This window comes from Sphingobacterium sp. UBA7038, assembly GCF_002494055.1.
GTDB lineage: Bacteria > Bacteroidota > Bacteroidia > Sphingobacteriales > Sphingobacteriaceae > Sphingobacterium > Sphingobacterium multivorum.
Genome location: NZ_DLAV01000015.1, coordinates 98717 through 113494, shown reverse-complemented (window position 1 = coordinate 113494; position 14778 = coordinate 98717). Strand labels below are relative to the sequence as shown.

Sequence of the window (14778 nt, the reverse complement as noted above, 5' to 3'; positions counted from 1 at the left end):
TTAAAGCGTTGGAACGACAGGCAATACATGGCCCTGATCATCAAAAAATAACCGGTCCATGCACACCTCTCGATTAAACCCAGCAGCATCGCCCATATCGATACCTTTGGGATAATTAAAACGATGATATACAATATACCATTCATCTTTACCTGGAATCTGCAAAATAGAATTATGTCCTGTACCATAAATTCCTTGGGTAGGATCCTTTTGCAAGACTAAATTATTTTCAGGAACAGTGATCGGTCCATCTGGAGAAGTCGCGGTTCCATAACGTACCCGATAATTTTCACTTCGGGTGTCATCCTCCGACCAAAAGAAATAATAAAGACCTTTTCGGTAGACAACATAGGCGCCTTCCCGGAAAGTCTTGTCGGGTGTTAACACTTTGATTGTATTTCTTTTAATCGAGATCATATCCTTATTGAGTTCAGCAACAGCTAGGTAGCCATTTCCCCAATACAGGTAGCTTTTTCCCGATTTCGGATCGTTAAACACCGCCGGATCAATTTCCTGCCCTCCTTTTACACCATTTGGTTTGAAATCGATCAAGGGTTTACCTGAATCTTTAAATGGGCCTGTTGGCAAATCGGCCACCGCAACACCAATCTTTTGGGCCGCTGTAAAGTAATAATAGTACTTATAATCGTTCTTGATTTTCTTTTCCGTAATTGTAGGTGCCCATGCATGTCGAGGCCCCCAAGCAACATCTTTTTTCAGATCCAAAATCACACCCTCATCTTTCCAATGACTTAAATCTGTGGAAGAAAAAGTTTTAAAATAATAACCACCCCAACCGTCAAAGCCATCACTCGTTGGATAGATATAGTATTTCTTTGTTTTATTGGAATAGAGGACATCCGGATCGGCATAAAAGCCATCCAATACTGGATTCTTTCTGAATGTGAATTCCATATCTTTGGGTTTCTCCCATTTGGTGGTCAAATCCAGAATTTCTTGTCTTGAAATAGGAATGATGGTCCCATGCCGTGGATGAAAATCCATGTCAATTTGATGGTCGATTACTTTAAAACGATCAAGGTCTTCAGAGGTGCAGAATTGATACTTCCCCTTACCATAGACATCATACATCAGGATATATTTGTCCGACTGATTGAGTTTAAAGACACTGGATCCTTCCACAGCATCATTGGTCTGCTGTTTATAGCCCGGTTGTTCAATCCACTTACCCGAAGTCAGGGAATCAGTTATCGCTAGCTTAATGCCATTTCCATGTCCTTCGGTCTTGTAAAAAAGGTAGAACAAACCATTCTTTGCAATAATATCGCCATCGATACAGGATTTACCATTTTTTGGAAGAAACAGCACGTTAGGTTCGGTTTCAAAATCTGTAAAGTCCTTGTTTGCATAAGCATAGTAGATGATATCTGGACCATTTCCGTGCTGCATGGACCAGTACACCATATATTTGTCCACCGAAGGGTCAAATATAGTCTGGGGCGCCCATACTCTTTTCAACGCTTCCTGACCTTTGAAACGCTGCTGTATATCGATTGCCTGATGGGACCAATGGACAAGGTCTTCGGATTTTAGCAGGATCAAACCCCGATTAGAATCCCAGCCTTTGGAGGAAGTCATGTCGGTGAGCACCATATAAAATGTTTTTCCATCTTCGCCACGGAGAATATGCGGATCCCGAACACCGCCGGTTTTACTGATTATCTTCGAATCCAGGATAGGCTGATTGTCATTCAACGCGCGATAGGTATAGCCATCTGTGCTGATCGCAAAACAAACAGCTTCGTCTACAACAGCATTCCCTTTGAAATAGGCAAATAAGTAACCTGCAAAATCTTTGTCGGTAGGTCCGCTGCGATAAGCCTGTGCAAAAACACCGCACGTAGCATGTATTAAAAATAAGGTAACTAAGATTGAAATTCCGTTTTTTTTCATGAAGATTTAGTTGAAGAAATAAGCATTGGCTTATTTTCGCGTCTATACATTTTTGCATCTCTAAAAGCCACGGGATTTGATCCCGTGGCTTCGTAATCTGACCATTTAACTTGTCGTCAGCACCTATTTTAAAGCTATTTTTTGAACGGCAGTATAGTAGTAATCTCCCGATACCGTAGCTTTCACCCCTATTCGGGCAAACACATAATCGAGGTTTTTCAAATTGTCCGGCAACTCTCCGACAATCCTCGTCGGTTGACCGAAAGCAATGTTAGCCAAATTGGCGTCCACACGTAGCTCGCGTTGTACCTGATCTGTCAAGACAGATTTACCGAGGTAAAGACGCACAAACTCCAAATTTGCCGTACCTACTATTCTGTTCACCGTAAAGTTAGCCGAAATACTGTTATTATTTTTTTGAAAAGACTCGTTTGTCACCGTAAAATAGGGTGTTACAGGTACATCAATGGTCGTATTCCCCTTCACTTGTACCAAAACCGTATCAGTTGCCTGTTGCAGCCATGGTGAATCTCCTTTCCGCACCAATTTGTATTCGCCATCAAAAAGACTAACAGAAAAAGAGCCATCCTGATCAAAATATACGGGTATTGCTGAGCGAAGCGGGTACCCATCCTGCCATAATTCCAATTGAGGGCCGTTATTCCGAACGCCAATTGCCTTCCCCTCATAAACAACGCGTCCTGAAAGGGTTGATTTTGGAGCTTCAAAATTATCATATTCACAACCTACAACGAGTAGACTTGCAAAAGCTACCAATAAGCTTAAAAATTTTATTTTCATGGTTCAATTAGATTAATGGAATGGATTTCTAACTATTTTAGGATTTTTATTGATGACATCCTGACTAATGGATGCATAATAATTGGCCATACGGAAAAAGCGTGCCTTTCTGAAACGCGCAGGTCTTACCCGTTCATAGATATACTTACCGTCATCGGCATGCCCTGGGCGCACGACACGATAAGCATATAGTCCATATACAACCGCGTTGGGATCATTTTCAGATCCGTCCCACACCAAATGTGCAATACGCCATCTTTTAAGATCATAGTAACGATGATCTTCGAAGGCAAGTTCAACACGACGCTCGTTGCGGATGATATCCATCGTTAGATTACTGATGCTATTGGCCGGAAATCCTGCTCTTTCCCGCAACTTATTGACATAAGTTCTTGCATCTACAGTCTGCCCCAGCTCAAATGCAGCTTCTGACGCGTTGAGATAAATTTCACCCAGACGAAACCACGGCCACCAGTTAGCAGCTGATGTACCACGTGTGCTGGCCGCCGGCGCATCACTGACAAATTTCCGGATATAGAAACCGGTGTTGCTGACGTCCTGTGCATCATAAAGCGGTCCATCAAAGCCGGTCCACAAACCACCACTCGCATAATTCTGTCCCAGTTGTGGTGCTGCAGTAAACTGGTAGGCTCCATTTGCCCCCCAAGTTGCCACTCCAGCCTGAATACTTACAGCACGTCCGCGGAATGAAGTTCCCGGATAAATCACCGTTCCAAACAAACGGGCATCTTTATTTGCAAAAATATCGTTGATATTTTGGTAGGCTACGTAATTTCCTGCGCCGTTTTTATCATGTAATGTACCTTTGCTACCGTCTAGATAATCAAAACTTTCTACAAGGCTCAATGAAGGCGAAATCGTCGATGACGACTCATTGTCTTCGGTCAGACTTCTGACGATATTGTCATAAGCAAATCGGTGAACTTTTAAACTCGTTACAAAATCCTTTGCAAAGATGACCTCAGCACCAGTTTTCTTATTGAGCATATCATAAAAATTGGCACCTTTATCGGCATTCTCATTGTAAAGCGCATAGGGACCGTTCATAATTTCCTTGGAGGCAGCCAGCGACTTGGTATAATACCCAGTAGCCATATTGGCAGGAATTCCCACTTCTCCCCCTGCAGTCGTTATCGGTGAGGCCATCAGATTATTATATTTCGCGATGGATGCCGCATAAAGCATTGCCCGACTTTCCAAAGCTAATGCCGTATACTTGTTGGCTCTGGTCTTACTGGCATTATAGACGGCGAGATCTTCCTTGATCTCTTCCAGTTCTTTGTAAATAAAATCGTAGACTTCATACTCTTTGGCACGTGCCACCTGCAATGGTGTTGGATCGCCGCTAAAGTCATAGATAAGTTGCGTAGTGACAATCGGAACCCCTCCCATGCGTTTGACGAGTTCGAAGTAAACAAAAGCGCGGATGAAGCGTAATTCGGCTTTATACTGCTTGCGTTGTGCATCAGACAATTGTGTACTGAACTGATCGATATTTTCTAGGGAAAGATTCAGATCCCGAATAAGTCCATAGTCCCAATAGCGACCGTAATCGTCACCAAATTGGTAATCGTTACGCCAGTTTTGATCGCGATGTCCCGACCACATCGCATCATCCAATTCGGTCATTCCTCCTGTATTGAAAACACCATGTAACGTTGGCATTCTATCGTAATAATTGGCGACGAGTGAAGTCAACAGTTTCGGATCATTCCAAAGCTGTGCATCGGTAATCAATGATTTTGAATCCCGGTCAAACCAATCGTCGTGATTGCAGCTGCTCAACGAGGACAAGGTCAATAAAGCAACGCCTATGTAGGTAAGTTTAAATCGTAGTTTCATGTTAAAAAGTCATATTAAATCCAACCATAAATACCCTTTGCTGTGGATATACTACTGCTGCTCTCGCTTCGATCTCGGGATCAATCTGGTAGTCTTTGACATTGTCAAACGAAATCAAGTTTGAAGCATTGATATAGAACCGTATTTTTTCGGCCTTAATCTTTTGAATCCATGCTTTTGGCAGATTGTATCCAACCTCCAGGTTGCGGACTCGGAGGTAACGCACATTGGTCAACCAAAAATCACTGTTTCGACTATTGGGACCCGAGTTGCCGTTACGAATCGCAGGGTAGCGTCCCGGAATCCATTCGCTGTTTGGATCATAAGGGTCTTTGCGATGCCATCTATCTTCCAGCAGGTAGGCTGGAGAATTACCACCACCATGGAAGGCATTACGTAACTCATAATCCTGAAACCAGGATTGCACCGCACCACCGGCCAAATCAATATTTAAGTTGATACCCTTCCAGTCAAGTCCTATCCGGCCACCGAAGCTCATCATCGGTGCCCAACCTGTCGGATAACCGATCGGACGCTGATCCATATCATTGATAACACCGTCGCCGTTTACATCTTTATAAATCAGATCACCAGGAAGTTGTGTCCTATTGTTCTGACCATCATTATTGATCGGATGGTTACGGATCTCTTCTTCCGACTGAAATCTTCCGACAACTTGGTATCCCCACCATACGCCACCCCAGCGGTCTTCAATCGAGTTACGGTATTCATTCCACGAATTACTGAAACGAGGCTTATAGGTTTCTAGGTCACGATAACGTGAAAAAGTCATATTCCCACTGACAACATAGTTAAGTTCACCGACCTTATCGGTATAAGTAATGATACCTTCCGCACCATAATAGCCGTTCTTACCGAGGTTTTCATTGGGAAGGTCATAACCGATTTCAGCTGGTAATAGGACATCGTATCGTTTTCCAGGATATCCAGTACGGATAATTTTAAAGATATCCGCCGTCAATGTCAGCTTATTATTCAACAAGGTTGCATCGACCCCCATATTATAATTGGTATTTTTAACCCAGGAGAGGTTGCGCACTGGTAAACCTCTTGGCTGTACCCCGGGTACATAGGCTCCGTCTAAGACAGCACTTCCAGCCGCCCAATTATATCCGGCAAGGTAATCATGCATTCCCACACCCTCTTCAAGTCCGGTTTGCCCGATCGAAGCACGGATTTTAAGGTCACTCACGACGGATTTCAAAGGCTTGAAGAACCCCTCATCCGAAATACGCCAACCTACTGATGCTCCTGGAAACAATCCCCAGCGTTTACCCTCATAATATTTAAAGGACCCGTCATAACGGCCCAGAACTTCCAGAAGATACTTGCCCTTGTAGTTGTAATTGATACGGCCAATATATCCAGCCCGAGCCTCGTAAGCCCATTCATCGGCCAAACTATTGAGCTCCGACAGTCTCAACAACGGGATATAATTGTTCGAAGGATTTGCGCCCAACGCTTTATACGTCCGGTCCCAGTCTGAGCGCTCATAGCCTAACATTCCTGCGAAAGTGTGATCGCCGATCTGCTTGTTATAATCGATCTGGAACTGCGCAAACCGAGAAACAATCTCCCTCGTGGTATCGTAACGCCAGCCAGCATCACTTCCGCCAGTTCGCTTATAGGCATTATTTTCGTATCGATATACATCATAGGTATATTGGAAGCCTTCAAATTTATTATTGGTATAATTGTAAGAAACAGTTCCCTTTGCCGACAAACCAAAATTTGTCTTATAGGCCGCAAAGAGATTCACGTTTCCAGCAAGGTATTTATTGTCTTTATAGCCGGCGATATCGCGACTAAAGAGCGCCGGGTTATAGGGAAAATCATTTGTATGATTGATATACTCTGGATTGTCATTTGCATAAGGGCCTACCGTCGGTCTATTTTTCATAATAGCCAAAATCGAGGAGAAGTAGCCATCTCCACCTGGTAAGCCAACATCCTGGGTTCCCTCATGTCTTCCTGAAATCTGTGTACCCACTGTAAGTCCTTTGAGTACCTCAGCTTCCATATTGGCCTGAAAATTGGTTCGCTTATAATTGAAATCCTTGATCATTGCATCCTGATTGAGGTGGCCCAATGACAGGAAATAATTTGATTTTTCACTTCCACCGGTGACATTGGCATTGATGTATCGCTGTGGGATATTCTTACGGATCACCATATCATAATAATCATAGCCTTGGTAGCCAGGCTCTGTTCCAGCCTGCCATTTAGCCAACTCCTCGGGCGTATAAACCGTCTTCGGATCGCGGTTTTCATTCTGCGCAGCCTCAACCAATCCACGCGTGTATTGTTTCGCGTTTGCCATGGTCGGAAAACGTGTCAAATTCTGCCAGCCTTGGTAGCCATTAATATTGATTTTTGCACTTTCTCCTTTTGCTCCTTTTTTGGTGGTAATAAGTACAACACCTCTAGAAGCACGGAATCCATATACTGCCGCTGCGGCATCTTTCAAAATAGAGATACTCTCAATATCTTCGAGATTTAGCGAGTTGAAGATATCTGCTCCGGAGCCATTCTGTGTACCGACCCAGTCCGTACCTTCCTGACCTCCGTAGGCAACCCCATCAATTACATATAATGGCGAGCCCATATTCCGGATTTCAATCGCTGCACCACGACCGGGACGCGCGTCTTTGGCACGCACGGAGATCCCCTGCACCTTTCCTGCCAAAGCCCCAGCAGTTGTCGTCGATGATGACCGTACAATATCCTCTGATTTAATATTGCTTACTGCCCCCGTAATATTACGTTTGGACTGTTTACCATAACCAACAACGACGACATCCTCCAAAACATTTTCATCTGCCTCGAGCTGGATTTTTAAATTTGTTGTTCCATCCAATGGAACTCGGCGAGTCTTATATCCAACAAATGACACAACGAGCGTTCCTTTGTTGGCATTCAGCTCAAATTTCCCCGATTTGTCTGTTGAGGTTCCCTTTCCCCCTTCTAGAAGGAGTACACTCGCACCAACGATAGGCTCGTTTGCTTTGTTGAAAACTTGTCCCGTAACCTTCTCCTGCGCATACAGCAATGTTGGCATCACACTCAACATGGTGTAAAAAGAAGCAATCTTTAAGTTTTTCATAAATTTAAATACGAATTAAACAGTAAATAATACAATCTAGCCGGACAAGACAATATGATGGTAAACTATGGTCTACTTTGGTTATTTCTTTTGCATCGTTGCCACCCCTACCTAGATTTTATAATTGGATAATACCTCAAACTTAGCCCATTTTGCAGCATTACATCATATACAAATCCGTCAAAAATCATATAATTTTCAGTCAAAAACAGCTTTTATAATATATTTAAGGCATATTTCCTGTTTGATGAAACCTGAGCCTGCTTTATCGGTCTGCCATGAGGAGGCTGTTTTATGCGAAAAAAAATGCCCCTCGCCACGGAGGAGTAGCAGGGGCATTATGAGCGTTTGTGTATTCTTTTAATACGTTACCCGGATCTTATTGTCGGCTCGTTGGTATTCGGAAGGTAGCTGGCCAAACTCTTCCTTAAAGCACTGCCGAAAATAAATTGCACTATTGATTCCGACCATAAACGACACTTCAGTCACATTATATTTCCCCGTCCGAAGTAGATCCGCAGCCTTATGGATACGTATCTTGCGAACCAGCTGATTGATATTTTTACCTGTGATCCCCTTCAACTTGCGGTATAAGGTAGACTGACTCATATTCATTCGGTCAGCAAGGGCAGCAGCGTCCAATACTTCATCCTGCATATGCTGCTCGACAATCTGCATAAAATCCTGAACAAATTCATTTTCCCGCCACAGCTCCTCAGGAGGTTTTTGCTCGGTATAATCATCTGAATAGGGTGATTTGCTGTTTAAACTTTCCAAAATCAGTTCATTGATCTGTTTCTGTCGGCTCAATAGGTTGTCGATACGTTTGAAGAGTAAAGCTGCCGTAACAGGTTTGATCAGATAGGAGTCTATCCCCAGATCATAGCCCCGTTGCCGGTCTGCATCGGTGTTTTTCGCCGTCAATAGTAGCAGTGGAATATGACTTGTACTGCGTTCCTGTTTGAGCTGCTGTACCAGCTCAAAGCCATCCATATCGGGCATCATAATATCACTGATCACCAGATCAGGTATTCGTGCCATCGCCGTTTTATAGCCCGCAGCTCCATTTTCAGCAAGTACCACATCATAATGCCTTTGCAGGGTAGTTCCCAGATACTCCCTGAGCTCCGAATCGTCCTCGACCAGTAGAATCAGGGGGCGCTGCGAAGCCGTGGGCGGTTCGCTTTCTTGTGCGACAACTTGATCTACTTTTAGCTTGACCGTAAATGTAGTGCCTAGCCCAAACGTACTACTTACCTCTACCTTTCCATGATGTATTGCAACTAGTTCCTTGACCAAAGCAAGGCCAATTCCTGTACCTTGCGTACCTGTGCCTGGAATCTGATAATACTTTTTGAAAATCCGCTCAATATCTTCTTCGGCAATACCAACCCCCGTGTCTTCTACAGACAATATGGCCCAATGATTTAGATCTGCACCTTCGTAGCGCAGGCTTAGTTTAATATAGCCCGACGCTGTGTATTTATACGCATTCGACAATAGATTGTCGACAATCAATTGCACAATTTCTGCATCAAACGACGTACGTATATCCTCGGCAGGGAGCTCGGACGATACGCGAAGACCAGGTTTGTGATTCAATGTTTTATATTTATGTGTCAGATCGGCGAGCATTTCGCCCAAGGATCCTGCTTCGGGAACAAAGGGTTTAAATTGCGATTCTACCTTCCGAAACTCCAAAAGCTGGTTGACCAATGTGAAAAGTCTATTGGCACTTTTCTGAACCGTCTGAACCAACGCACGGTGTTTCTCAGCAAGCTGCTTTTCTTGCGACAGATCCTCAAGGGGACCCAGGATCAACGTCAGGGGTGTACGTAATTCATGGGTAATATGCGTATAGAAGTTCATCCGCTCGGCATGCAGCTGTTCGTCTTGTAAATGTTGCCGTTCTTTAAGTTTGAGTTCCGATTCGGCTTTCATCCTTTTGAAATAAAAGGATATAATCACATATCCAATTAGAAGCACGAGTAGCATATAAAATGCCTTAGCAGGTAAGCTCAAATAAAAGGGTGGCGCGATGTTAATCAGCAGCCGTTGATACTCTTGCGACCACTGACCGTTTTTCATTCGCGTACGAATGAGCAGCTCGTGCTCACCATAGGGAATATTACGAAAATCGAGGCTTGTCTCATTGCCCAAAAAAATCCAGTCATTATTGAGTCCTTCCAAATGATACCCAAATTCGACCAATCCATCCAAAGCAAAATCCATGACAGCAAGTTCGATGCGAAAACTATTTTCCTCATAATTGAGCGTGATAGTCTTTGTGCCCGACGGATATTTATCAACCTGCGCATTGGATTCGCTCGATTGAAAAACAATAAATCGGCTCACACTTACAGGTGAACTAGGTAAATCGGATGGAATAGCTGTGGGATTGAAATAACACATCCCTTCTTGCATCCCAAAATACAGGCGTCCTTCTGCATCCTTTCCAACGCTTCCGTTGATAAAGCCACCCAAGGGTAAACCAAAGGATTGGTCGTAGTGGAGAAAACGCCTCTCTTGCGGGACATAGCGCAACATCCCCGATTTGGTTGCGCACCAAATATTTCCGGTATGATCCTCAGCAACTCCATTGACAAACAGCCAAGCATTACCTTCCGGGGGTAACAATACTGCGAGATCACCGATTTTCTTACCTGCATCCTGCATGGCCAATCCGTGGTTTGTAGCGATCCAAATATTATTATCTCTATCGCGTAGCAAATGATTGATTGTATTATTGCGCAATCCACTCTTATTGTCCATCTTACGAAGCAGTTTACGGTCGGAATTATATACATAGAGTCCTTGCCCATAAGTTCCTACCCACATATTGTGCTGACCATCTTCCACTAGCGTTCGCGGTGCATAATCACCAAGCATAGGCTTATTGATCAGAAGCTTTTGAACATGGTGTGCCACTCCATCGTATATAAAAAGACCTTGATGGGCAGCAATCCAAATGTGCCCCAAATGATCCTCATATATCGCACGAACTTCGGTCACAGACTCCCCTAAATCGATCATATGCCAATCGGAAGATCCAGCATATTGGACAGCAATCCCGCCCTTCCGCAATCCCATCCATACATGCTGATGCCGATCCTTAAATGCCGTAAGTATAAAATCGTCGGGCAATCCGTTTTTTTGGGTAATTTGTCCCAACAAACGGCCTCCAGCATTCATTTCTACTATACCCGAGCCCTCAGTTACCAGTCGAGTCCGATTTTCACCAGTTAATACATTACTCACTGTTGCCAATCGGTCAGGTAACATATTGTCTGAAGGAAAAACACTAAAAAAAGGAGCCATATGCGAAACAACCCCTACACCTCCACCATATAACGCCAGCCAAATATTTCCGAACCGATCCGGAGTGATATGCTGGACCATGGTATTATTACCTTTGCCAAGATCAAAAAGCTGTATGTGCTGGACGCCTTCAAAACGTTTATCAAACGTATATTTCGGCTGCAACAAAAATAGTTGCGACGACTCGCCTCCTATCCATAAGGTATTGCCAATTTCCTTGATTGCGTAGACAAAAGGTTCATTCCCATTTTTTGCTAATCCTGCCAAAGGGACTTGCTGTAATTGACCTGAAGCCGGATGATATACAGCCAACCCTTTACGGGTTCCAATCCACACATTCCCCCCCTGATCGCAAAACAACACTTTAATTTCATTATCAGGAAGTTTACCCAATGTATTCTGATTAGTCAATCGTTTCAGTGACCGACGGGCGGGATCCAAAATTGTCAGGCCTTCATTTACATGCCCAATGTAAAGCATGTTACTGCGATCTTCAGCTAAAGACCAAACACTATTCTCGGGAAGTCCGGGACAATTTTTCTTATTGAAATGATTAAACTCTTTGGTTATTGGATCGAAATGCTGTACACCTTGATGATAGGTGGCCAGCCACAGTTTTCCATCTTTCCCTTCAATCATATCGGTTATATCATTTGTCGCGATGGATTTCGGATTAGTACCGTCATGTGTGTAATAGCTAAATTTATTTGTACGTAAGTCAAGTACATTCAGGCCATTGGACCGCGTTCCGATATACAATTTCTTGTCGGTATAAAGCAAGGTATTGATTTCATTACTATTGACCGATAACCCATCCGGCTTGTCTGTTGCATAAAATGATTTAAAAGACTTCCCTGCATACCGGTTCAATCCCAGCTCGCTGGCTATCCACATAAATCCGTCATCATCGTGCACAATATCCAGCACCTGCTGATTGGTCAGACCATCTTGAAGGGAGAAAAAATGGACGCGATTAGGCTGTCCATAAACGTGGGCCAACTGACAAAAGAAAACAATGCTAATAAGAAAATTTTTCATAGCTCTACCACCACCAATAAATTAACAACACCAACCTACTTTATTGAAAGGCTTCTCTGCAAAATATCAAAGCAGTTAACCCACAGGCAACTTTTTACGATCTTGTTTAAAACAGCAGTAAAATAATTATGCAATGAAAATATTCAAGATATAAACATACTATAGGCCTATTCAAATACAGGTTATTTTCAAGTTAAAGATAAGAATAAATATATAAATGTCGAACAAACATTTATAACAATATTAGGAGAAATGCTTTGCTTATAATGCTAAGAAGTACAGATCAACCAAAATTGCCGGCCGATACCCGAAATATTGGTATATTGCAGCAAAATCTAAAACTACTTGTGAATCACAAAAAACACATTTATGAATAAAATCTTCTCAACCTTACTTGTATCCTGTGCCCTGTACCTGCCGACATTAAGTTTTGCACAACAAAAAAACATACTTCCTCAACTTATTCCGTTTCCTCAACAGCTGGAAGCCGGGCCGGGCCTTTTTCAGCTAAATGGTCAAGAATTGGGCTACGCTATTGATCCAGCATTTTCTTCTACGTCACTGCCGGCATGGATCAACCAATCGCTATTCGGTCAACTGAACAAAAAAAGCGTGAAGAAGACAAACGCCACGCTGCAATTGATCAAAGTCCAGGGCCTCTCAAATGAAGCGTATGAATTGAAGATAGATCAAAAAGGTATACAAATCATCGCTTCTTCAGAAAAGGGCGCATTTTATGGTTTACAGACAGTCCAGCAATTGTATCTACTTTCGGGAACAACAGGTAAGTTTGCTCTTCCCTATGTAACCGTAAAAGATCAGCCCGCTTTCAAATGGCGCGGTGTTGAGCTCGATGTAGCCCGCCACTTCTTTCCAAAAGATTATATCTATAAATTCATTGATCTGCTTGCAACCTATAAGTTCAACAAATTTCACTTGCACTTAACTGACGATCAAGGCTGGCGCATAGAAATCAAGAAATACCCTAAACTAACAGAACAGGGGGCTTGGCGTACTTATAACAACCAAGATTCGGCCTGCTTTGTGAAAGCCAAAGAGAACCCCGACTTTAATCTACCGAAGGAATTGATCCGCACAACAAACGGAAAGGAAGAATATGGTGGTTTCTATACACAACAAGATATCAAGGACATTGTTGCCTATGCGGCCAGTCGCCAGATAGAAATTATTCCTGAAATAGACATGCCCGGACATATGATGGTGGCTACCAAGGCCTATCCTGAACTCCTATTGGACAGCCAATCCGCGGGCTGGGGAAAGCAATTTTCTGTCCCCATCAGCCCCTGGAAAGAGAGCAGCTATACCTTTGTTGAGAACGTACTAGGCGAAATTATTGACTTATTCCCTTCGCATTATATTCACATCGGAGCCGATGAGGTCGAAAAAGACTCCTGGTCAAAATCAGCAGCGGCTCAAGCTTTTATGAAAGAAAAGCAAATAGCGAACTTACATGATCTTCAAAGTTATTTCGTCAAACGAGTAAACAGTTTTATTCGTTCAAAAAATAAACAGAGCATTGGTTGGGATGAAATATTAGACGGTAGTTCAGACACGAGCATGATGGTGATGTACTGGCGTGGTTGGGTAAAAAATGCACCGATAGAAGCTGTAAACCGTGGTCACCGGGTCGTTATGACACCTACAAACCCGCTATATTTTGATTATTTACCCAATAGCAGCAGTCTGGATGCCGTGTACAATATGAATGTCGTACCTACGGATATTTCCAGCCAAAAAGCACCGCTGATCCAAGGTGCTCAGGCCAATATCTGGACAGAAATGATTCCTTCCACCGCCCGGTTGGAGTTTATGATTCTCCCGCGGTTAAGCGCTTTATCAGAACGTGTATGGACCAACAAACCGCTGTATGATAGCTATAGAAATCGAGTAATTGCGCACTTTGGACTTTGGAACAAAATGGGTTTACGCTATCGTATGCCAGACCTCACAGGATTCGCCGAAACACAGGTTATTGTTGACGGACAATCTGTTCTAAAGGTTGTAAATGAACTTCCACAGAATCAAATACACTATACAACGGATGGTAGCCTTCCAACACAGCAGAGCCCAGTATTGAACGGTTCGCTCGTGGTTAAAAAAGAAGGGCCAATTCGTTTTGCAACAATCTCCTCTTCCGGTGCAAAAAGTGAACTTATCAGGTTGATTTTAAAAATGATACCTGGAAAAAGAGCGTAAAACCCAATGAAAATAGCATAGCCCCAGGGCTTATGGCAACACTTTTCAATGGAACTTTTGCCAACACTTCGGCCATTACAGGGCCCGAAGTACGCCAGGAAGTGATCAGCAATGTCGCTTTAAGCGATACCATCAAAATGCCTTCATTTGGTGCAAAAATACGGGGATATATCTATGTCAAGGAAAAAGGAATCTATAATTTCTACTTCACCTGCGATGATGGCGGTGTCTTGCGGATACATGATCAGCTCGTCGTCAATAATGACGGGCAGCATGCACCGATTATGAAAAGTGGACAGATTGCTTTAGAACCAGGCTACCATCCAATTGCTGTAGATTTCCTTGAAGCTGGAGGCGGATTTACGCTAAAACTTCAATACAGTCTCAATGATTCAAAGGTAATTGATATTCCCAAAGAGTCCTTTTTCCATAAAAAGGATTAATAATCATTATGAAGTATAGAAACAACCTCAGTATGGTCAATTCCATCTGGGGTTATTTTT

At 43.2% G+C, this 14778-nt stretch carries 7 protein-coding genes; 2 read left to right on the top strand and 5 right to left on the bottom strand.

Annotated features, from left to right (window positions below):
• The 5 genes from B3H30_RS09505 to B3H30_RS09485 all read right to left on the bottom strand — a co-directional run bounded on the left by B3H30_RS09505 (position 1) and on the right by B3H30_RS09485 (position 12058).
• The gene (locus B3H30_RS09505) at positions 1–1914 is read right to left on the bottom strand and encodes a family 43 glycosylhydrolase (protein ID WP_115050427.1); all 1914 of its coding nucleotides are present in this window, start codon (positions 1912–1914) and stop codon (positions 1–3) included.
• A 123-nt stretch (positions 1915–2037) separates the two neighbouring features.
• Positions 2038–2715, bottom strand: a complete 678-nt coding sequence (locus B3H30_RS09500; protein WP_115050425.1) for a DUF3823 domain-containing protein — start codon at positions 2713–2715, stop codon at positions 2038–2040.
• 12 nt (positions 2716–2727) lie between these two features.
• Positions 2728–4578: a RagB/SusD family nutrient uptake outer membrane protein gene (locus tag B3H30_RS09495; protein ID WP_115050423.1), complete on the bottom strand. Its 1851-nt coding sequence runs from the start codon at positions 4576–4578 to the stop codon at positions 2728–2730.
• A gap of 1 nt (position 4579) precedes the next feature.
• A complete protein-coding gene (locus B3H30_RS09490; RefSeq protein ID WP_070568055.1) occupies positions 4580–7702 on the bottom strand; it encodes a SusC/RagA family TonB-linked outer membrane protein in 3123 nt (1040 codons plus the stop codon).
• 360 nt (positions 7703–8062) lie between these two features.
• Positions 8063–12058, bottom strand: coding sequence for a hybrid sensor histidine kinase/response regulator transcription factor (locus tag B3H30_RS09485; RefSeq protein ID WP_115050421.1), 3996 nt, complete (start codon positions 12056–12058; stop codon positions 8063–8065).
• A gap of 369 nt (positions 12059–12427) precedes the next feature.
• Between B3H30_RS09485 and B3H30_RS09480 the strand changes: the two genes are divergently transcribed.
• On the top strand, positions 12428–14275 hold the full coding sequence (locus B3H30_RS09480) for a beta-N-acetylhexosaminidase (RefSeq protein ID WP_286834025.1): 1848 nt from the start codon (positions 12428–12430) through the stop codon (positions 14273–14275).
• A 32-nt stretch (positions 14276–14307) separates the two neighbouring features.
• A complete protein-coding gene (locus B3H30_RS09475; RefSeq protein WP_286834023.1) occupies positions 14308–14718 on the top strand; it encodes a PA14 domain-containing protein in 411 nt (136 codons plus the stop codon).
• The last annotated feature ends 60 nt before the right edge of the window (positions 14719–14778 follow it).

What these genes read in the sequence shown, in the direction of transcription:
- B3H30_RS09505 (WP_115050427.1), bottom strand. Translation starts at nt 1,914, where the DNA reads ATGAAAAAAAACGGAATTTCAATCTTAGTTACCTTATTTTTAATACAT.
- B3H30_RS09500 (WP_115050425.1), bottom strand. Translation starts at nt 2,715, where the DNA reads ATGAAAATAAAATTTTTAAGCTTATTGGTAGCTTTTGCAAGTCTACTC.
- B3H30_RS09495 (WP_115050423.1), bottom strand. Translation starts at nt 4,578, where the DNA reads ATGAAACTACGATTTAAACTTACCTACATAGGCGTTGCTTTATTGACC.
- B3H30_RS09490 (WP_070568055.1), bottom strand. Translation starts at nt 7,702, where the DNA reads ATGAAAAACTTAAAGATTGCTTCTTTTTACACCATGTTGAGTGTGATG.
- B3H30_RS09485 (WP_115050421.1), bottom strand. Translation starts at nt 12,058, where the DNA reads ATGAAAAATTTTCTTATTAGCATTGTTTTCTTTTGTCAGTTGGCCCAC.
- B3H30_RS09480 (WP_286834025.1), top strand. Translation starts at nt 12,428, where the DNA reads ATGAATAAAATCTTCTCAACCTTACTTGTATCCTGTGCCCTGTACCTG.
- B3H30_RS09475 (WP_286834023.1), top strand. Translation starts at nt 14,308, where the DNA reads ATGGCAACACTTTTCAATGGAACTTTTGCCAACACTTCGGCCATTACA.